This is a genomic window from Arthrobacter sp. HMSC06H05 (assembly GCF_001807395.1).
GTDB classification, from domain to species: Bacteria; Actinomycetota; Actinomycetes; order Actinomycetales; family Micrococcaceae; genus Pseudoglutamicibacter; species Pseudoglutamicibacter albus.
The window spans coordinates 77099-96558 of the sequence record NZ_KV788974.1 but is presented as its reverse complement, the minus strand read 5'-3'; the positions used below and the strand labels follow the sequence as shown (position 1 = coordinate 96558).

The 19460-nt window shown below is 57.9% G+C and carries 16 protein-coding genes, 3 tRNA genes and 1 other RNA gene; 12 read left to right on the top strand and 8 right to left on the bottom strand.

Annotated features, from left to right (window positions below; all coding sequences use genetic code 11):
- Positions 1–45: 45 nt before the first annotated feature.
- Both ettA and HMPREF3160_RS02180 read right to left on the bottom strand, forming a co-directional pair.
- Positions 46–1728, bottom strand: a complete 1683-nt coding sequence (gene ettA / locus HMPREF3160_RS02185; RefSeq protein WP_035755056.1) for an energy-dependent translational throttle protein EttA — start codon at positions 1726–1728, stop codon at positions 46–48.
- 207 nt (positions 1729–1935) lie between these two features.
- A complete protein-coding gene (locus HMPREF3160_RS02180) occupies positions 1936–2508 on the bottom strand; it encodes a single-stranded DNA-binding protein (protein WP_070490787.1) in 573 nt (190 codons plus the stop codon).
- Positions 2509–2702: 194 nt separating this feature from the next.
- Here HMPREF3160_RS02180 and HMPREF3160_RS02175 point away from each other — a divergent pair.
- Both HMPREF3160_RS02175 and HMPREF3160_RS02170 read left to right on the top strand, forming a co-directional pair.
- Positions 2703–2776: transfer RNA gene (locus HMPREF3160_RS02175), tRNA-Arg, on the top strand.
- 118 nt (positions 2777–2894) lie between these two features.
- Positions 2895–3554: an LbetaH domain-containing protein gene (locus HMPREF3160_RS02170; RefSeq protein ID WP_141739790.1), complete on the top strand. Its 660-nt coding sequence runs from the start codon at positions 2895–2897 to the stop codon at positions 3552–3554.
- 157 nt (positions 3555–3711) lie between these two features.
- On the opposite strand, the gene HMPREF3160_RS02165 is transcribed toward HMPREF3160_RS02170, so the two are convergent.
- Together HMPREF3160_RS02165 and mptB are read right to left on the bottom strand one after the other, a co-directional pair.
- Positions 3712–4806, bottom strand: a complete 1095-nt coding sequence (locus HMPREF3160_RS02165) for a GTP pyrophosphokinase (protein WP_035755052.1) — start codon at positions 4804–4806, stop codon at positions 3712–3714.
- Positions 4807–5010: 204 nt separating this feature from the next.
- Positions 5011–6681, bottom strand: coding sequence for a polyprenol phosphomannose-dependent alpha 1,6 mannosyltransferase MptB (mptB, locus tag HMPREF3160_RS02160; protein ID WP_141739789.1), 1671 nt, complete (start codon positions 6679–6681; stop codon positions 5011–5013).
- An 89-nt stretch (positions 6682–6770) separates the two neighbouring features.
- On the opposite strand from mptB, the gene orn reads away from it, so the two are divergent.
- From orn to def, 4 genes are all read left to right on the top strand, one after another.
- Positions 6771–7424 (top strand): oligoribonuclease, encoded by a 654-nt coding sequence (gene orn, locus HMPREF3160_RS02155; protein ID WP_070490783.1) that lies wholly within the window; start codon positions 6771–6773, stop codon positions 7422–7424.
- A 178-nt stretch (positions 7425–7602) separates the two neighbouring features.
- A tRNA-His gene (locus tag HMPREF3160_RS02150) sits at positions 7603–7675 on the top strand.
- Positions 7676–9404: 1729 nt separating this feature from the next.
- Complete coding sequence (locus HMPREF3160_RS02140; RefSeq protein ID WP_070490780.1) at positions 9405–10910, top strand: DUF1846 domain-containing protein; 1506 nt, start codon at positions 9405–9407, stop codon at positions 10908–10910.
- 37 nt (positions 10911–10947) lie between these two features.
- The gene (gene def / locus HMPREF3160_RS02135; RefSeq protein ID WP_070490779.1) at positions 10948–11523 is read left to right on the top strand and encodes a peptide deformylase; all 576 of its coding nucleotides are present in this window, start codon (positions 10948–10950) and stop codon (positions 11521–11523) included.
- Between the two features lie 116 nt (positions 11524–11639).
- Here def and HMPREF3160_RS02130 read toward each other — a convergent pair whose 3' ends face one another.
- Entirely contained in the window at positions 11640–13019 is a 1380-nt protein-coding gene (locus HMPREF3160_RS02130) for a glyceraldehyde-3-phosphate dehydrogenase (RefSeq protein WP_370977375.1), read from the bottom strand.
- Positions 13020–13311: 292 nt separating this feature from the next.
- An RNA gene (gene rnpB, locus HMPREF3160_RS02125) (RNase P RNA component class A) lies at positions 13312–13685 on the bottom strand.
- 70 nt (positions 13686–13755) lie between these two features.
- Between rnpB and HMPREF3160_RS02120 the strand changes: the two genes are divergently transcribed.
- Positions 13756–14523, top strand: a complete 768-nt coding sequence (locus tag HMPREF3160_RS02120; RefSeq protein WP_256173829.1) for a YaaA family protein — start codon at positions 13756–13758, stop codon at positions 14521–14523.
- A 43-nt stretch (positions 14524–14566) separates the two neighbouring features.
- Here the strand turns inward: HMPREF3160_RS02120 and HMPREF3160_RS02115 are convergent, their stop codons facing one another.
- Together HMPREF3160_RS02115 and HMPREF3160_RS02110 are read right to left on the bottom strand one after the other, a co-directional pair.
- Positions 14567–15301 carry a zinc ribbon domain-containing protein gene (locus HMPREF3160_RS02115; protein ID WP_070490778.1) on the bottom strand — a complete coding sequence of 245 codons (735 nt, stop codon included), beginning with the start codon at positions 15299–15301 and terminating at the stop codon, positions 14567–14569.
- 115 nt (positions 15302–15416) lie between these two features.
- Positions 15417–16283, bottom strand: coding sequence for a Nif3-like dinuclear metal center hexameric protein (locus HMPREF3160_RS02110; protein WP_070490774.1), 867 nt, complete (start codon positions 16281–16283; stop codon positions 15417–15419).
- 67 nt (positions 16284–16350) lie between these two features.
- On the opposite strand from HMPREF3160_RS02110, the gene msrA reads away from it, so the two are divergent.
- The 5 genes from msrA to HMPREF3160_RS02085 all read left to right on the top strand — a co-directional run.
- Positions 16351–16917 carry a peptide-methionine (S)-S-oxide reductase MsrA gene (gene msrA / locus HMPREF3160_RS02105; protein WP_070490773.1) on the top strand — a complete coding sequence of 189 codons (567 nt, stop codon included), beginning with the start codon at positions 16351–16353 and terminating at the stop codon, positions 16915–16917.
- A 145-nt stretch (positions 16918–17062) separates the two neighbouring features.
- A complete protein-coding gene (cysK, locus tag HMPREF3160_RS02100; protein WP_070490772.1) occupies positions 17063–17995 on the top strand; it encodes a cysteine synthase A in 933 nt (310 codons plus the stop codon).
- 37 nt (positions 17996–18032) lie between these two features.
- Positions 18033–18620, top strand: coding sequence for a serine O-acetyltransferase EpsC (gene epsC, locus HMPREF3160_RS02095; RefSeq protein ID WP_070490771.1), 588 nt, complete (start codon positions 18033–18035; stop codon positions 18618–18620).
- 141 nt (positions 18621–18761) lie between these two features.
- Positions 18762–18838, top strand: a tRNA-Val gene (locus tag HMPREF3160_RS02090).
- A gap of 426 nt (positions 18839–19264) precedes the next feature.
- On the top strand, positions 19265–19460 hold a 196-nt coding region (locus HMPREF3160_RS02085), incomplete at its 3' end, for a hypothetical protein (RefSeq protein WP_176744683.1).

Genomic DNA, 19460 nt, shown 5'->3' with positions numbered 1-19460 from the left:
CGTTATATAACGCGGGAGCCACCAGCATTTGGATTCTCGACTACCTTAGTCGCGGGTGAGGCGGCGGTGCGTCACTCGGGTTGGGCGCGCGGCTTCTGGGCCGAGGCGCTCAACCTTGTTCTTCTCGTAGTCTTCGAAGTTACCCTCGAACCAGTACCAGTTGGCTGGATCTTCCTCGGTGCCTTCGTAAGCGAGAATATGGGTTGCCACGCGGTCGAGGAACCAACGGTCGTGGGAAATGACCACGGCACAGCCCGGGAAGTTCTCGAGGGCATTCTCCAGGGAACCGAGGGTTTCAACGTCGAGGTCGTTGGTCGGTTCGTCAAGCAGCAACAGGTTACCGCCCTGTTTCAGGGTCAGTGCCAGGTTGAGACGGTTACGTTCACCGCCGGAGAGCACTCCTGACTTCTTCTGCTGGTCAGGGCCTTTGAAGCCGAACGCGGAAACATAGGCCCGCGATGGCATTTCAACTTCACCAACGTTGATGTAGTCACGGCCGTCAGAGACCACTTCCCACACGGACTTCTCAGGATCGATCCCGGCACGGTTCTGGTCGACGTAGGCGAGCTTCACGGTTTCACCGACCTTGAGGGTGCCTTCGTCAATCTCTTCGAGCCCAACGATGCACTTGAACAGGGTCGACTTACCTACACCGTTCGGTCCAATCACACCAACGATGCCGTTGCGAGGCAACGTGAAAGACAAGTTGTGGAAGAGCGTGCGGCCGTCGAAGCCTTTCTTGATCTCGTTGGCTTCAAGTACCAGATTGCCTAGGCGCGGGCCTGGCGGGATCTGGATTTCCTCGAAGTCGAGCTTACGCATCTTCTCTGCTTCAGCCGCCATCTCTTCATAGCGAGCCAGGCGAGCCTTCTGCTTGGACTGACGTCCCTTAGTGTTAGTGCGGACCCATTCAAGCTCGTCCTGCAGGCGCTTGGCGAGCTTCGCGTCCTTCTTACCCTGAACCTCGAGACGTTCACGCTTCTTCTCAAGGTAGGTTGAGTAGTTGCCTTCATACGGGATGAGGCGGCCGCGGTCGACTTCAGCGATCCACTCGGCAACGTGGTCGAGGAAGTAACGATCGTGGGTTACAGCGAGCACAGCACCTGGGTACGTCTTCAAGTGCTGTTCGAGCCACAAGACGGATTCGGCGTCCAGGTGGTTGGTTGGTTCGTCGAGTAGCAGCAGGTCTGGCTTCTGCAGCAGGAGCTTACACAAGGCGACACGGCGACGCTCACCACCGGAGAGGTGGGTTACATCAGCATCTGCTGGCGGTAGCTGGAGCGCGTCCATCGCTTGCTCAAGCTGCGAATCGATATCCCACGCATCAGCTGCGTCGATATCGGCTTGAAGCGACCCCATCTCTTCAAGCAACGCATCGAAGTCAGCGTCTGGCTGGGTCATCTCTTCAGAGATCTGGTTGTAGCGTTGCAGCTTCTCGTAGATCTCCCCAACGCCTTCCTGGACGTTGCCCAGTACGGTCTTTTCTTCGTTGAGAGGTGGCTCCTGCAACAGGATCCCTACGGAATAGCCAGGGCTGAGGCGGGCTTCGCCGTTGGATGGCTGGTCAAGGCCCGCCATGATCTTCAGAATCGTGGATTTACCGGCGCCATTCGGGCCGACAACGCCAATCTTTGCCCCGGGATAGAACGACATGCTGACATCGTCGAGAATGACTTTGTCGCCCACCGCCTTGCGGGCTTTGACCATGGTGTAGATGAACTCCGCCATGTTTCCTTTCGGTTGCTATTCCGCCGCAAGAGATCAGTTCCTGGGCGCGCGGACAGGGCCGGGTGCGGCCATCAACCATTCTAGTCCCCTACCACGGCCCTGTCGCACTACATCAGCAAAGCACTACATCACCCAAAGCAGGGCACCAATAATGTGCAACGGCTATTGCCGCCTGACACTTACGGGTGCGGGCACTCAAGCTCAGCCTCAGGCAGTGAGCCGGGCAGTCACATCCTCATCTGCATCGTCTTCTACGAGTGTGGTGGAACCGAAAGCGAACGTGGTGGACGATGATGCGGATGAGTCCACGTTGCCGGCGGGGCTTTCGTTGCCTGTCTCCGTATTGCCAATACCGTTGCTGAGCCCGTTACGGGCTTCTTCGCTTCGGGCTTCCCCATTGGCCGCGCCAGTGCCACGCTTGGCTTGGGAGGTACGGACATATGAAGCGGTACCGAACAGGAGGTCCGGCCCAACCGCATCCGCCAGAACTTCAACAGTGGTGCCGGTGCTGTTGTCCTCCCGCGTAAACTGCCTGACTTTGAGACGGCCCGAAACCATGACGCGGTCCCCCTTCGATAGCGAGCACATCACATTGCTGCCAAGGTCACGGAAAGCGGAGACCGAATACCAGTTGATCCCCGTTTCCTCCCACTCTTGGGTTTCCCGGTTGAAACGTGATTCGGGGCACCCTAGCCGGAACGAGGCGACCTTGAAGTTCTCGTGGTGTTTCAGTTGGATTTCTGTTGCAACGAATCCCCGTAGCGATACATAATCGGTCATCTTCTTCTCCTTAGGTAGTGCTCGGTATAGCGATTGCGTTGAGAGCTCTTGCACTATCAGGTTCACGAAAACAGGGCCGAAAAAGACGGTGGAGCGCAGATTTGTGGATGAATCCTTGTGAGTTGGGGAATGTGAACAACGGATCAAACCGTTATGCTGAAGGGGTTGCCTCTATCCCAGCCTTGAGGCATCCGGCCTCCGTAGCTCAGTTGGATAGAGCAGCAGACTTCTAATCTGCCGGTCGCGCGTTCGAGTCGCGCCGGGGGCGCTTACTGGCGGCTCACGGGACCGTGCACAGTAGGAATATCGGCACAACACAGAAAAGGTCTTAGAATTTGATGTACACGAGCCACAGTTTTGGTTCTGTTCAGATCAGGGAAGGGACCATGCAACAGCAATACCGCGGCACGATGACCGCCTCCAACACCGCTTCATCGAACCGTGCGGCGAAAGGTCAACACGACTTCCGTACCTCTCCCCTGGATAGCCGCGGCAACTTCGTGGCCCACCACAACACGCTCCCTTCCGACGTCGAGTTCACCTTTGAAGGTCGTAACAACCGTGTAGTGATCGATGGTTCCGTCATGCTTTCTGGCTTGAAGGCCCGTTTCCTTGGCGATAACGGTCAGCTCGTCATCGGTTCAGGCAATAAGAACCTCAACATCGAAGTGATTGTTGCCGAAAGCGCTAACATCGTGATCGGAGAGAACGTTACGACAGAGGGCGTGTTGAACATCGCCACTGTCCCCGAGGCCCAGGTTTCAGTCGGATCAGACTGCTACTTCCGCACGGACGTGTGGATCGATGCGGATTCCGAGGCCTCTTTCGGTGGAGCGAGCAAGAACGCCGTCACGATCGAAAACCAGGTGTTGGTGACCGGCTCGGACGTTCAGCTGCGCGCAGGTTCCCATATCGGTACCGGCAGCATTCTGGAAATGACCCCGTTGATCGATGAGGAAATCCCTGCCGGCTCACTGGTTCGAGGTATCCCGGCAACCATTGTGCGCAAGGCCCAATGGTCCCGCAACAACCTGCCACGCATCTAGTTCTCATCTAGTTTTCCAAGCCCGGTTTCTAGCGGCGCGTTACTAGCCGCCACGCCTCACCAGCCGCTACACCACACCGGCGTATCCCCGGGCTTAAGCTCCGCCCCCTAGGTTGCGTCCCCTACTCGGCGTTACGGTGCTACTCGGGGTTGCGGCATCACTCCGGCTGCATTCCTTGCCGCCGGTATGTACGGATCTGTTGCAGACGCCGCGAGAGCGATGCGCGTCGCCGCGGATCGTCCTGGGCGGTCAAGTCGAGATGGTTGTAGCCGAACTTCCACAGCAACAGGTCATCAAGTAGGCGCTCCGGGCCTGGAGAGAATCGGTGGTCCAGGGCCTGGCGCACATGCGTGATCGTTGTCGCATCTAGTAGGGATGCAAGCCCTTTAGGTGTGGTGATGTTGTGCGCGGCGAGCAATTCGAGCGCCCAACCCCAGTCGGAGTCTTCTTTATATTCAAGGTGCGGCCACATCGTGGACCACACTTCACCGATCAGTTCAGACGTTAGCTCTTCTCCCCCAACACCGTTCGCGTCCCAGAAAGCGAGGATGCGCTGGTGACGGTGATCGATGTCGGTGAACAGGTGCTCAACTGAATCAAGCATCGCAGCAGCACCAGTGAACTCACGGTCAAGGTATGGAGTCCAGGCTTCCGAGTTTCTGCGTTTGAACCGGATTTCGTGCTCGAATTCGCTCCAAGCGTGCGTGAGGATCGTACGGATCTGGATTTCGAACACGAACGGTAAGACACGTTGAGGGTGCCGCGCTTCATATTCGGCGACTATTGGATTGTCTTTGGGCCGCACGATGAGGTGCCGTGAGGAGTAGCCGTAGGTGCCAGTCTCCACCGAGCCGGTGTCTTTCTCGCGGTCAGATTCGATATAGAACTCGTTGCGGCAGCGTTTGATGATCTGCGCTGCGGCCCTGACTTGGCGTGGTAACTGGACGATCACGCGGATGCCCACGATGTCGTGCATCATCGAAATGGGGTCCGGGAATTCAAGTTCCCGCTCTTGGCCTTCTTCCTTCGAATACACCGTGCGGGAGGCCTTCTGCCGAAAAGATTCAACCGATTTGGTGCGTGCCGCCACGAAGAGTGGCCGCACATCGGTGTCATTGAAAAGCTGTTTGATCTGCACACGCAACTGTTCGGTGATGACTTCCAGCTCTGGCCGCATTTCGCGGTATTCGTCGATGTATGCAACGACTTTTTCGCGCAAGCGGTCGTCTAGTTCTTTCCATGCTCTCGTCACCGGTGCTGCCAGCTCCTTAGATCAAGCGGTGTTCCCGAACGGGTGCAGTGCCGTATACAGGACCAAGCGCGAGTTCTTTAGAGCGCGCACTATTCCGCTTCAGGCACCCGCTCTAGACTACCGGTTGAACCTGAAGGTTTCATGACTGCACTGTGTAGTTGCTCACCAATGCGGTTTCTCACCATGAGGGACGCACGCGCGGGGTTACCAGACGCGTTCGTCAATGACACGCGGGCTGCTGTAGATGCCAGGCCCGATGGTGCTTCTGTGCCATCTGCTTAGGGTTGGTACAACGATGCTGGTCCTGGCTGGTGTGCGAACGTCACGCCATGCTGGTGGAACAAGTAGCTTGCGTTGAGTACGTGGAAGGCTCACTGCCAGGATGCTGATGGTGGTAGAGATCAGGATGAATACAAGCTGGAAGCTACCGAGTTCTTGCCATGGCGGTAGTGAGATCTGTGTTGAGGTAGTCCAGATGACGTGGGCAATGCTTCCCCACACGATGAGCTGTTCAACGAATCCGAAGTACATGCGGCGGCACAGCAAGAACGGCAAGAACCAGTAGAAGTACCACGGCTGGATGACGGGGTTGAGCAGGCTTGCCGCCAGGAGTACGAGGCCGGATGCCGTCAGTGGCGAGATCTTGGGGCGGGCTAGCGCGAACCACACGGCGAGCCCGATAGCGATGAGTTTACCGACCGCATAGAAGAGGGCTTGGGCGATCAAACCTGCTTGTGCTCCACCCGCGAAGGATACGAGTTTGCCGAACCCTAGACCGAGCAGCCCAAACGGAGCGAAGGGGAAGATCGCCATGCCTTGTCCAGCCATCGCGGTGATCCAACCGAACCACGTCCCGGTCACGATTCCGAGGAGGGTCAAGACGAAGGCTACGGTCACGCCGGTAATGATCCAGCACATCCAGCGGCGGCCCCAGCTCGCGTTCTTGCCCGCCCAGGTGAGGCCAATGAACGGCAGGCATAGAACCACGATGGGTTTGATCGCGATCGCAGCTGTAGCCAGCAACAGCCCAGCGACTACTTTATTGCGCCGTAGCGCTACGAATGCCCACATCATGAGACCGACCATGAGCGCATCGTTATGCCCTGAGGCGATCATCGAATACAGGAAAAGCGGTGACGCTGCAGTGACCCATTGAACCCAGGTTGGGTTCACGCCGTGGTCGCGGCTGAGTTTGGGGATGATCTTCATGAAGATGATGACCCCGACCAGCGCGATGAGACGGAAGAGGAACAGCGCGATGTCTGGGTTACCCCACGAAACAAGCGCGACGGCTGCCGCCATGATCAGAAACAGCGGCCCGTAAGGGGAGGCGGATTCCGCCCATACTGAGGCGGCACCTTGCCCAAACCAGCCCGGAACCTGGGAGACCCAGTCCGTGTATGGGTTTTTACCCAGCATCAAGAGCCGACCTTGGGCGAGGTAGGAATACATGTCGTTGCTGAAGATCGGTGGCGCGAAGAACCACGGCGCGCTCCATAGAACCACGATGCGGGTCTGGACGTGGTGCCCGTCCGATAGCGAGAGGCGGCGGGCAAGCTGGATCCAGGCGTGACTTGCGAGCCCAACGGCCGTAGCGAGCCCGATGACTGCCGCCCAGAGGACCGCGTCATTAGCGCGCAAAGCATTCACGAATGTAGAGCCGGTGAAGGTCGCATCTGGCGTGTTGGCTACAAACCCGATGGCCCAAGCGGAAACCGCTGCGAGCACCGATGCGAGGAAACCGACCCATACGGTGGTGTTGAGCCGCAAAGCATCAGGGAGCACGCGTCTACGCATACGCGACCACGCCGAACGTGAGGAGCGTGGCCGAGACGAAGCCTGCGGGCTTTCGTGCGCTGTAACGCTGTGATCCATGACTCCCCTGTTCGATTCGAGCTCAATGAGGCGCTGTTTATAAGCCCGGTTCTCTACAACCGTGCTCCCCTAAGGTTACGCTGAGATCTATGGAATCTCGCTCTGATCATGCAACGAAATCTGACCAGGTTCATCATTCCGGATCTGCAATCGGAACAAAACCCACCTCACACAACAGCCGGACGTTGGGCCGCGATGACATGCCGCTGGTGTGGATCGACTGCGAAATGACGGGCCTCGATGCGGTTAACGATGCCCTGATCGAAGTCGCTGTGATCATCACTGACGCGCAGTTGCAGCCGGTTGATGAGGGCATCAGCGTGGTCATCAAGCCACTTGCTGGGGCGATTGAGCGTATGGACGATTTCGTGACTCGTATGCACACGAATTCGGGGTTGTTGGAAGAGCTCGATGCCGGTGTTTCGATGCAAGCGGCTCAAGATTCTGTTCTGAGCTATATTCAACGGTTCGTCCCCGAGGCGGGCATCGCGCTGCTTGCGGGTAATTCGATAGGCAATGACCGCTTGTTCTTGGCCCGCGACATGCCTGAGGTGATTGATCATCTGCACTACCGCATCGTCGATGTGTCCTCGATCAAGGAGCTTGCCCGCCGCTGGTACCCGCAAGATTTCGATGCGGCACCCGCTAAGACCGGTAACCACCGGGCTCTGGGTGACATTCAAGACTCGATCGATGAGCTCGCTTACTACCGCCGCACCATCATGAAGGCAGCGAGATCATGAAACACAGCGCTACGATGAGCAACAGCGAGGCCTACCCCGTTTTTGTGTTGCTTTCGCCACGGTGAACGCATGCGATTAGGTTGCCAACACTTTAACGTGTAGAGTCTCTGCTGTTGCCTCAATCCCAGGCGCTTCGGTTCCAGCCGAAACCAACGTGGGAGGCTGACAACTGAATATGGTGGGTGTAGCTCAGCCGGTAGAGCGTCTGGTTGTGGTCCAGAAGGTCGCGGGTTCAAGCCCCGTCACTCACCCAGGTACGAGAGGCCCTATTCGTTGAGACAGGCAACATACTTGTCGCGACGAATAGGGCCTCTTCATTTTGTTCGCTTCGGGCCTTCAACTCAGATCCTTCGCCAAGCATCACTACCCAAGAGCGAAACGGAGAGGCTCGTAACTGTGCTGCCCGCTTCTCCTGTAGGTCGGGAGACCTTTTTCATCTCCTTCGCGACGAACCGGGCGAGACTTCGCTGACTTGTTAGCAGTTCTCCAAGAGGCACTAGATTCTTTGGCTCAGTGGTACAGGCGTTCTAAATTCATCCTTGCCGAAATACCTACCCGAGCAAGCGAGATATGGATACACGTTGCTACCTCGATAGTTAGTCCCCATGTATCCTTGGTACCAGGTCAATGGACTCATGGTCACCACAACTTCTCCCGCTTCTCGTTGTGATTTTAGACGTCCTATAGGGCGCCTTTGCTAGAAAATGTTTATGGAAACCCCTTTCATCAAGCGATAATATCTTCTGCATGAAAGGCTTTTGTAAAAGGGTTTTTGACCGTTTTGGTCCTACGCGGAAGCGGCGTCGGATCCTTGACTCGGTGAATGAGCTGATGGCCAAGGAAGAACAAGAACATATTGCTGACCCACAAGAGCAGTCGATCGCCTATTTGTCATACAATGCAGCGCACGCTCATTCAGCAACGCAGATCCTCACGATCGTAATAACGCTCTCAGCGCTACTAGTCACAACCATATTCGCGTTTGGGACAGCGCTTGAGAGGGTGATCGCTTCCTCTAAAGCGAATGATTCGATGCAGCTCACTGACAACTACTACGCCCTTGCATTCGCTGTGTGTGCATACATACTGCTGGCAGTGCTCGTCTCTTTGCTGCTGTTTATAAAGTACACGCACGGCACTAGCAAGAGATTGGCTGTTCTCGAAGTCCTGCGCTTCCGATCTAGCCTTCCCCCAACTACTCGAATGCAAGCCCGAGTTCAGACTGCAGCAATTCCACAAAAACGGAAACCTATATTTGCCCTAATATATGTGGACCGGAGCTCTCGCAACTAAGTGTTTCGAACGACCCAGGTAGCCTGAAGACTGACACGCCAGCGGAACCGCTCGAGCGGCTTTTTGCGTATGTCGCGAGATACTTAATTATCCTTAGCAATCGTCGAGTCTTAGGTCCTATCTGTCGCCTTAAACTTGCGAGTCAGTCCCAGCGTGGAGACGGTTGTGTGTTCTGTGCGTGATCTGAGTTTGGGTAGCACGCAACGAGTGATGTTGGCAGATCGAGAGCTGAACTAGCCCGCCCCGGAGATTCCCGACATATGGGAACTAGCGTTACTAGAGACGGTATGCGGTGCAAACCCGCGCGTCTGGTCTACGTATTCGATGCCGAAACCAACATGCTATTCCTCGCCGACTCATTCAACGCCTTCTCGAACCAGAAGAATCCTCAACGTTGCCCACATCTCCAGCAAAATATCAGTGAAAGTTACACACCTTTCTTGCCAAGTTCGTGAAGCGCTCATTCCTGGTGTGGCCGGCACAACATTTCTCCTCTGCGCGGCACAACTATGCTATGCGGCCACCTCATGCCATTTCTAGCGAAATACCTTTCCGGGCGCTTCCGGGGGTTAGACTTATCCTCTGTATGGCCCAGGCCCGCATTCAATGGCGGACTGCTGGGAGGGTGCGGAACTTGTGGCTATGCCGCAGTTGAATCGCCCCCGACAGTTTGGAGGATGCAGCACCATGTCCACGCAGTTCCAGCGCAAAGTCGGGTTCGACCCTCTCCGTTACATCGAGCTCCAATCCAAGCACATTGCTGAACGCCGCGAACAGATCGGCGGCAAGCTGTACCTGGAGATGGGCGGCAAGCTCTTCGACGATCTCCACGCTTCACGCGTGCTGCCAGGTTTCACTCCTGACAACAAGATCCGGATGCTTCAGACGCTGACCGACGAACTCGAGATCTTGGTCACCCTCAACGCGAAAGACCTCGAGAGGAACAAGGTCAGGGCCGATCTGAACATCCCGTACGAAGAAGACGCTCTGCGTTTGATCGACGCGTTCCGCGATATGGGTTTCCTTGTGGAGCACATCGTCTTGACGCGTTTCGAAGAAGGCAATGAGGCCGCGGAGCGTTTCAAGGCGCGCCTGATCAAACTCGGACTCAAAGTCGCTGTGCACCGCACGATTTCCGGTTACCCAGACGACACAGACCAGGTGGTCTCCCCCGAGGGCTTAGGGCGTAACGAATACGTCGAAACAACCCGCGATCTCATCGTGGTCACTGCCCCGGGGCCAGGGTCTGGCAAGCTTGCGACGTGCCTTTCGCAGATTTATCACGATCACCAACGCGGCACGACCTCCGGTTACGCGAAGTTTGAGACCTTCCCAGTCTGGAACCTGCCGTTGAATCATCCGGTCAACCTCGCTTATGAGGCAGCGACCGCGGACCTTGATGACGTCAACGTGATCGACCCGTTCCACCTCGCCGCATACGGTGAGCAAGCCATTAACTACAACCGCGACGTCGAGGTCTTCCCGCTACTGAAGACCCTGCTCGATGAACTCGCTGGCGGCTCCCCCTACGAATCCCCCACCGACATGGGCGTCAACATGGTTGCTGACGCGATCATCGACGACGATGTCTGCCGGGAGGCCGCAACCCAAGAGATCATCCGCCGCTGGTATAAGGCTCGAGTCCAAGAGCGCCGCGAGGGGCTCGACCCGATCTATTCACGCCGCATCTCTCTGGTGATGGGTAAGGTCGGTTGCACTCCGGAAGACCGCGCGGTGGTCGGTCCGGCGCTCAAGGTCGCTGAAGAAACCGACGCGCCCGCATCGGCTATCCAGCTGCACGACGGAACGATCGTCACCGGCAAGACCTCGGCATTGCTCGGAACGTGCTCCGCTACCCTGCTGAACGCGCTCAAGCATCTTGCTGGATTGCCCAAGGAAGTGCAGTTGCTCGCGCCGACGTCGATCCGTCCGATCCAGTCGCTGAAGATCGATCACCTCGGATCCCAGAACCCGCGGCTTCACACCGACGAGGTCCTGATTGCGTTGTCGGTGTCCGCGGAGCGTGACCCGAACGCACGCGCCGCATTGGACCAGCTCCAGGCCTTACGGGGGTGCGACGTCCACACAACCACGATCCTCGGCTCAGTCGACGAAGGCATCTTCCGTAACCTTGGTGTGCAGGTGACGTCCGAACCTGTGTTCCAAGCCCGCGGCGTCTACAACAAACGCTAAACCCCACAGTTTTCCAACAACACCAGGAGCTTCCCTCGTGGCCGTACGCCCCATAGTGATCTATACAGAGCCGGTCCTGCATCAGCGTGCCGCTGACGTCACCGAGATTGACGACGAGGTCCGCACCTTGGTTGCGGACATGTTCGAAACCATGGATGCGGCTAACGGTGTGGGTCTTGCCGCACCTCAGGTTGGTGTGGGCTTGAGGATTTTCACGTGGGACTACGATGAGCATGAAGACGATGCACCGAGCCGCGGCGTGGTCATCAACCCTCAGATCACGTTGTCGAAGGTCTCGGGTGCTAACCCTGATCCGGAGCGGCACACCGAAGGGTGCTTGTCAGTTCCCGGGCTGGATTTCCCACTGCAGCGCGCCGACTACGCGCACCTGACCGGTATCGACGTTGACGGTAACCCCGTTGACTTCGAGGCGACCGGATGGTTCGCTCGCATCCTGCAGCACGAATACTGGCATCTTGAAGGCAAGCTCTATGTTGACATGCTCAATGACCGGTGGACCCGCCGGTGGAAGCGCGAACGGAAGAAAGCCGGGATGACCGAGCCGGGGCTAACCTGGATGCCCGGCGTTGACCCTGACCCTTTCGGACACTAGGAACCCGCCCGCTGCCAGACAGATACAGGCGTGCAACGGAGAAAGGTGTGACCCGGAGGAAAACCTCCGGGCCACACCTTTCGTTCTATGCCGCTAGTCGGGCTGAATCGGCTGCCTTACTTGACGGCTGGGATTGCGACCGGGTGGCTGCCTGCCATCTTCTCGATGATGCGTACCACCTGGCACGAGTAACCGAACTCGTTGTCATACCAAACGTAGAGGATCACGTGCTTCTTATCGGCTGCGACGATGGTTGCGCGGCCGTCAACGATGCCGGCGCGGCGGGAACCGACGAAGTCAGTGGACACAACCTCTGGGGAGTCGGTGTAGTCGATCTGCTTGTGCAGTTCACCCGAGAGCGAGGTTTCGCGTAGGAAGTTGTTGATGTCCTCGACCGAGGTTTCCTTCTCAAGGGTCAGATTGAGAATCGCCATCGAAACATCCGGGGTTGGTACGCGTACGGCGTTACCGGTGAGCTTGCCTTCCAGCTCCGGCAAGGCCTTCGCTACTGCCTTCGCGGCACCGGTTTCGGTGAGCACCATGTTCAGGACAGCGGAGCGGCCGCGGCGCTCGCCCTTGTGGAAGTTGTCGATGAGGTTCTGGTCGTTAGTGAACGCGTGGACGGTCTCGACGTGGCCCTGTACAACGCCGTAGCGGTCGTTGACGGCCTTCAGGACTGGGGTGATCGCGTTGGTCGTGCAGGAAGCTGCCGAGAGGATCGTGTCTTCGGCGGTGATGTCGCCGTCGTTGACACCGAACACGATGTTCTTGATGTCGCCCTTACCTGGTGCGGTCAGCAGGGCCGCGCTGGTGCCCTTAGCCTTGAGGTGCTGACCGAGGCCTTCTTCGTCGCGCCAGCGGCCGGTGTTGTCAACCACGATGGCGTTCTCGATGCCGTACTGGGTGTAGTCCACCTGGGCTGGATCGTTAGCGTAGATGAACTGGATCTGGGTGCCGTTAGCGGTGATCGTGTTGTTCTCTTCGTCAACAACGATCGTGCCGTCGAATGCGCCGTGAACCGAGTCGCGGCGCAGCAGGGATGCGCGCTTCTGCAGGTCGTTGTCTGCGCCCTTACGGACGACGACACCGCGCAGGCGCAGGCCCACGCCGCCACGTTCGATGAGGATGCGGGCCAGGAGACGGCCGATGCGCCCGAAACCGTAGAGGACAACGTCGCGAGCGCCGCTCGCGTCTGCCTTCTGACCTAGAACGTCTGCGTAGAGTTCAGCGAGGAACGCATCCGCGTCGTCTGCACCCTTCTCTTCAAGTGCACGGTTCAGGCGGCCCAGGTCGATCGAGACGTTGCCTGGGTTGAGTTCATCGAGCTTCACCAGCAGATCGTAGGTGCGCTGCGGGTCGAGTTCCTTGCCCTCAATGCGGCGAACCACACGGTGAGCCTTGAGGATGTCGACTACTGAAACATTGATCAGTTTGCGACCGTAGATCGAGGTCACCACGTTGTTTTCGCGGTAGAGACGACCGATCAGCGGAATCATCTTCTCCGCTAGAGCCTCACGGTTCTTCCAGTCTGCGTATACAGCTTCAGTCTGCTGGGTCACTGACAACTCCTGGTTGATTGGATCAGCCAGCAACCACGCATGTTGTGAGCGTTCGCTGGCCAAGACGGTGTGGTGCCCGCTCCACCTGTTCGGTGCGCGCGCTAATCCGCATACCATTCTACCTAAGGGAGCGGCTCTGGCTAAGAGAGCCATAAAGCCACCCGCTTCCACGCAAAGACTAGCTTGGACGTGGAGCGCCTGAGGGGGCGTACCAGAACGATGCTGTGGCGGAAGAAGACGGCCATAAGCCGGATTCTGTACACGAGGCGCGTTACCGCACCCCGCGGGACGATCATCTATCTAGAGCCGCCATTGCTGGTGGCTTCAAGCAACCAACCCGACTACTTCGGCGGACAGCCTGATCGTGTAGTCTGCTCGGTCTTGCTCCGGGTGGGGTTTTCCTGGCCGCGCTAGTCACCTAGCGCGCCGGTGGTCTCTTACACCACCCTTTCACCCTTACCACGCACCCAATCATGGATCGCGGCGGTCTGCTCTCTGTTGCACTTTCCTGCAGGTCACCCTGAGTGGACGTTATCCACCACCCTGTCCTGTGGAGTCCGGACTTTCCTCGACATACTGTGTCGCGATCGTCTGTCCGTCTCCTTCCGCACCCTTCATCCTACCCATGCATGCGGCCCGCTCAGGTTTCTGCGCGGCTATGATGGCCATCGTGATGATTCTTCTGCCGCCTTCCGAAGGTAAGACACCCGCCAGCAACGGCGCGAGCATCGACCTTGACTCGCTCGCATGCCCGGAACTGGCCGAGGCCCGCCGTGAAGTGGCACGCCACCTTGAGGAGGTTTCTGTGGGGGCCGATGCCGCGGAGGTCCTTGGAGTCGGCAAGGCTGTTGCTCACGAGATTGAACGCAACATCGATATCTTCGATGCCCCAGCCGCTCCCGCGCACGATATCTACACTGGTGTGCTTTACGACGCCCTGGACTACGCAGGGATGAGCCCAACACAGAAGAGAAAGGCCGCAGACCGGATCTTTGTGATCTCAGCGTTGTGGGGTGTTGTCGGGCTGGCCGATCGCATCCCGGCGTATCGGTTGTCGATGGACGTGAAGCTACCCGAGCTCGGCAAACTCGGGACATACTGGAAACCACGGCTCGCCACAGCGCTTGCAGACCGCGCGGAAGGCGAGCTCATCGTCGATTGCCGCTCAGCGGCCTATCAAGCAGCCTACGTTCCAGACCCCCAACAGACCGTGACCGTCAACGTGGTTCAGATCAAAGATGGGAAACGCAAGGTCGTCTCGCATCACGCTAAACACACGCGCGGGATAGTTGCTCGTCTACTCATGCAAACCCGTGGCGAAGGACCCCAAACTCCGCATGCCCTGCTCACCGCGATGCAGAAACATTGGCCACAAACAGAACTCACCGAACCCACCCCACGCAAGGCCGGGCAACTCACGGTCGTTCTCGACGAAAACTAGCCGCGCTCATACGACCAGTTACGCACCGTGTCCACGCACTCAGTTAGGCACCGCGCTCACGTACGAGGATAATCCCGGTTTGGGGGCAGAACGCGAGTTCCTCTTCCCCGAGTGCTCGGATGTGTTCGAGTTCTTGCGGGTTCAAAGGCAACCCGGTTGCTGTGCAGGTGTCGTTATCGAGGCGGGCAACCCCAACCCCGTGTTCGGCGACCAGCTTCTCAAAAAGCTCAAGCAGTTCCGGAGCTAGTTTGGCGCTCGCTTCTTGCCGTTGAGCCTCGGCTGCGTTAGTACGTTCAACGAGAGATGCCCGCGTATCGCGCACATACACTTGTGCCGCCTGGTTCTCCGCCACGGCCGCGCTCAAGACACGTTCAGCGGCTTGAGCGTCGGCTCGTTTCTCTTCACGCTCTTCGGCCGTGTCAACAAGGGTTTCTTCGAGGGTGGAGCGTCGTTCACGCAAAATATCGAGCATCCGCGCCAAACGGTCGGCCTCGCTACGCGGCTCCACACCGGCAAGCAGCTGCTCTTCCTTCACGTCGATATCTGTTGCGAGCTCGGCGATCGCGTTCTCAAGGTCGGCAACCGAACGGTTCAGCACGTCAAGCTGGCGCAGTTCATCGTCACGTTCAGCACGCGCTTGGATCGCATCGGCGCGCGCCTGACGGACGCGCTCGGCTGTGGCAACCGCATCGTGCTCGCGGCGCCATTGAGCCACCGAGGAGATCAAATCCTGAATCTCAAGCAACAGCTCTTGATGCTCACGTGTTGCAGTAACCACGACGATCCCTACTTCCGTATCCGAGGCCTCACTGCCTATCTTTCTATTCTCCCACGCTTCCCTGAACCCGCATCTAGAAGCCGGGGCTGGAAACGTTGCAAACTGCGAGACTATTTCAGGGGGTCAGAATGAAATCCCACGGGTCCGTGTTGACTTGGCTCACCTGGCATACAACATCAAAGCCGTCATCTTGCAGGGAACGGCTCAACGCATCGGCCGCTGCGGGTAGCCATAACCATTCCGATGCGAAATGCGATACATCGATGAGATACGGGCGGTCATTCACCGCGGCTTCGCGGGCTTCCGACGCGGGATGGTGGCGTAGGTCAGCTGTTACGTACACATCGGCTTTGGATTCGCGTACGGCATCGAAGAGCGAGTCCCCTGCCCCGCCGCACACTGCAACGCGTTTGACTGCTCCTTCCGGGTTGCCGGCAACCCGGACACCGCCAGCCACGGACGGCATGATGCTGTAGACCCGTTCGGCGAACTCCGCTAGCGTGCATTCCTCAGCCAGGTCGCCCACCCGGCCGATGCCTTCACCTTCAACACCGCGATCAACGGGCGCCAGCGGCTCGGATTGTTCGACGCCCAAGCCGCGGATGATGACGTCGGAAACCCCGCCCAAAGCGGAATCCGCTGAGGTGTGAGCGGTATAGAGAGCGCAACCAGCCTCGATCAGCGTGTGCACTACGCGGCCTTTGAAGCGGTCGCCGGCAACAGAATTCACCGCCCGCAACATCAAAGGATGGTGTGTCAAGAGCAGATCAGCGCCGCGTTCGATCGCGTCAACTGCGACGTCCTCGGTCGGATCAACCGCGAACACGATGCGTCGAATCAGCTGATCAGGTCGCCCCGTCACCGGGCCCACGGCATCCCACGACTCCGCTAGAGACTCAGGCCACAGCCGATTGATGTGCTCCCAAACCGTGGCGAGCGTAGGAGCCTTGCCCGCTGAGACTTCCGATGCAGTAGAACTCATAACTATTAAGCTACCCGTGAACCCCGTCTCGGGAACACTCCCAACGCCGCACGTGTTGAACCAATTGATGAATCAACAAAGCGACCACACGATCGTCATGGCAGGCGGATGCTTCTGGTGCCTCGACGCTTGGTTCCGCCAAGTACGAGGAGTCAACCACGTCGAGTCCGGATACACAGGAGGCGGCGACGCACCCGCGGACTATTACAGCGTGTGCACCGGCACCACAGGTCACGCAGAAGCCGTCGCCGTGACCTTCGACCCCACCGTCATCAGCGATGACACCGTGCTCGACATGTTCTTCACGATGCACAACCCCACAACGCTGAACGGGCAAGGCTACGACGTCGGGACCCAATACCGCTCCGCGCTGTTCACCAACAGCAAGGAACAATCCGAGCTCTTCGAGGCGGCCATCGAACGTAATCAACCCAACTGGGCAGAGCCGATTGTCACCAGCATCGAACCGCTAGGCCCGTGGTACGCCGCTGAAACCGAGCATCAAAACTACTACCAACGCAACCGGCAGGCCGGCTACTGCCATGTCATCATCGACCCCAAACTGAGCGCTGCCAGGGCACGTTTCGTTAAGTTTCTTGAAAGCGACGCGCCCACAAGCAATTCCCTAGGCTGAACAGCGAAACCAGTCGGGAGGCCTCTCATCCCAAGGCAAACGTGGCTCGCTCACGAAGGTGACTGACTCGCCAATCCACAACTCCCAACATTCCACTTCCCAAACGTCTTTTGGAAAACATTTCTTCTAGGAAAGGAGCACTGACGTGCCAATCCTGAACAACGTCACTGAAGCAATCGGAAACACCCCGCTCGTACGTCTGAACAATCTTGATGCCGACCTTCCAGGTAACGTCGCGGTCAAGCTCGAGTTCTACAATCCCGCTAACTCGGTGAAGGACCGCATCGGTCGCGCGATCATCGACGCCGCGGAGAAGTCCGGAGCTCTGAAGCCGGGCGGAACCATCGTTGAAGGCACCTCCGGCAATACCGGCATCGCACTCGCGATGGTTGGTGCCGCACGTGGCTACCGTGTGGTCTTGACGATGCCAGAGACAATGTCGAGCGAACGTCGCGTGATCTTGCGCGCTTTCGGCGCGGAGATCGTTTTGACCTCCGGTGCTGACGGTATGCGCGGCGCAGTTGAGAAGGCCCAGCAGATCGTCCAGGAGACCGATAACGCAATCCTGGCCAGCCAGTTCTCCAACAAAGCCAACCCGGAAATCCACGAGGCAACCACCGGCCCGGAAATCTGGAACGATACCGAGGGCGCCGTTGACATCCTCGTGGGTGGCGTTGGCACGGGCGGAACCATCACTGGCGCTGGCCGTTACCTCAAGAAGCAGAAGGATTCGGTCAAGGTCGTCGCTGTTGAGCCAGCTGATTCTCCGCTGCTGACTGAAGGCAACGCGGGCCCGCACAAGATCCAGGGTCTGGGCGCGAACTTTATTCCAGAGGTCCTTGACCGCGATATCTATGACGAGGTCATCGACGCACCGTTGGACGCATCGATCGAGACCGCCCGAGCTCTTGGCGCGAAGGAGGGAATCCTCGGCGGGATCTCCTCCGGTGCAGCTGTGTGGGCTGCGCTCGAGGTTGCTAAGCGTGAGGAGAACCGTGACAAGCTCATTGTAGCCGTGGTTCCTGATTTCGGTGAGCGCTACATCTCCACGATGCTCTACGATGACATCCGCGGCTGAAACCAGTTAGCCCTCTCCTAGGCCGAAAGGACCCTCTGTGGGATTGATCTCCACGTTCCGGGAAGATATTGCGAACGCACGGGCACACGATCCGGCGGCGCGTTCAGGTGCTGAAGTCGCGATCGTCTACTCAGGTTTGCATGCGATTTGGATGCACCGGCTCGCCCACCGCATGTGGAATGCGTCGCCTCTTCTGCGGCTTCCTGCCCGGGCCCTTTCGCAACTGACGCGTTTCGCAACCGGGATTGAGATTCACCCAGGTGCGACGATCGGCCGTCGCTTCTTCATCGACCACGGCATGGGTGTTGTGATCGGCGAGACCGCAGAGATCGGTGACGATGTGATGCTCTATCACGGCGTGACGCTCGGCGGCCGTTCGCTCGCTAAAACTAAGCGACATCCGACGATTGGTGACCGTGTCACGATCGGCGCTGGCGCGAAGGTACTGGGGCCTGTCGTGATCGGGGCTGATTCGAAGATCGGAGCGAACGCGGTGGTTGTGAAGGACGCCGACCCTGGTTCGATCATTACCGGCGTGCCGGGTAAGGCGCGGGCAGCGAAACCTGAGGAACGCAAGCCCGCGGTCGATCCGTGTGAATACATCGACCCGGCGATGTGGATCTGACACATCGGCTGGTGAACCTAAGGCTGGGGTGTCCGATGTGGCAATCACCACATCGGACACCCCAGTTGGGTAAAGCAAGGAAAATAAGGTAGGGTAAATATTCGTGCTCAGGGATCGAAAGTGAACTGAGAACCAACAGTTGGGTCTATAGCTCAGTTGGCTAGAGCATCTCGTTTACACCGAGAGGGTCGGGGGTTCGAGTCCCTCTGGACCCACCAATTGTTTAGTCTCGGGACATCGTTCACACGGTGTCCCGAGACTTTTTTATTTCCTCTCGCGCTGAGGTGGCTGTACTGGTGCTGCTGTGCGAGTAGCGTTGCGGGACGGCTTCATCCTCGTAGCGTGAAACGCTTCATTCATTCGCTACTCCGCCTTGCTGTGAACCGAATTACACCCTCAGTTTTATGTGTGTTTTACGCTCCTAGCTAGCTTCAGGTCTAACGCTTTCCGGGGTACCGGACAGAGAAACCTGTACACAAACGGTTCATCAGCATTCAGCTTCCGCGTATTTATAAGGAAGTTTGACCTTTCGGGCTGTAATCGGGTTATGAAAGATAAATTTTCTTTCGCCCTTCTATGGTGCTTTTGGATGCGCTTGGCTACTTTAGGTTCTAAACAGAAACACATGCCTAAGGGGCGACATCATGACAAACCTGAAACACGCCGCCATCGCCACCGTATTGACGCTCGCCCTCGCTTCAGGGCTGGCGGCGTGCGGCAACAACAGTGAGGATGCGAAGCCCGCCGAAGCGGCACCGTCCGTCTCGCCGTCTGTCAGTCCGAGCGATAAGGAAGCGAAAGACAATAACGCTTCCGGTAGCGGCAAAGAATCTGCGAAAC

Excerpts from the sequence above, each read along its gene's own strand:
- ettA (WP_035755056.1), bottom strand. The coding sequence starts at position 1,728 with ATGGCGGAGTTCATCTACACCATGGTCAAAGCCCGCAAGGCGGTGGGC.
- HMPREF3160_RS02180 (WP_070490787.1), bottom strand. The coding sequence starts at position 2,508 with ATGACCGATTATGTATCGCTACGGGGATTCGTTGCAACAGAAATCCAA.
- HMPREF3160_RS02170 (WP_141739790.1), top strand. The coding sequence starts at position 2,895 with ATGCAACAGCAATACCGCGGCACGATGACCGCCTCCAACACCGCTTCA.
- mptB (WP_141739789.1), bottom strand. The coding sequence starts at position 6,681 with ATGGATCACAGCGTTACAGCGCACGAAAGCCCGCAGGCTTCGTCTCGG.
- orn (WP_070490783.1), top strand. The coding sequence starts at position 6,771 with ATGGAATCTCGCTCTGATCATGCAACGAAATCTGACCAGGTTCATCAT.
- HMPREF3160_RS02140 (WP_070490780.1), top strand. The coding sequence starts at position 9,405 with ATGTCCACGCAGTTCCAGCGCAAAGTCGGGTTCGACCCTCTCCGTTAC.
- HMPREF3160_RS02130 (WP_370977375.1), bottom strand. The coding sequence starts at position 13,019 with ATGATTCCGCTGATCGGTCGTCTCTACCGCGAAAACAACGTGGTGACC.
- HMPREF3160_RS02120 (WP_256173829.1), top strand. The coding sequence starts at position 13,756 with ATGATTCTTCTGCCGCCTTCCGAAGGTAAGACACCCGCCAGCAACGGC.
- HMPREF3160_RS02110 (WP_070490774.1), bottom strand. The coding sequence starts at position 16,283 with ATGAGTTCTACTGCATCGGAAGTCTCAGCGGGCAAGGCTCCTACGCTC.
- msrA (WP_070490773.1), top strand. The coding sequence starts at position 16,351 with ATGAATCAACAAAGCGACCACACGATCGTCATGGCAGGCGGATGCTTC.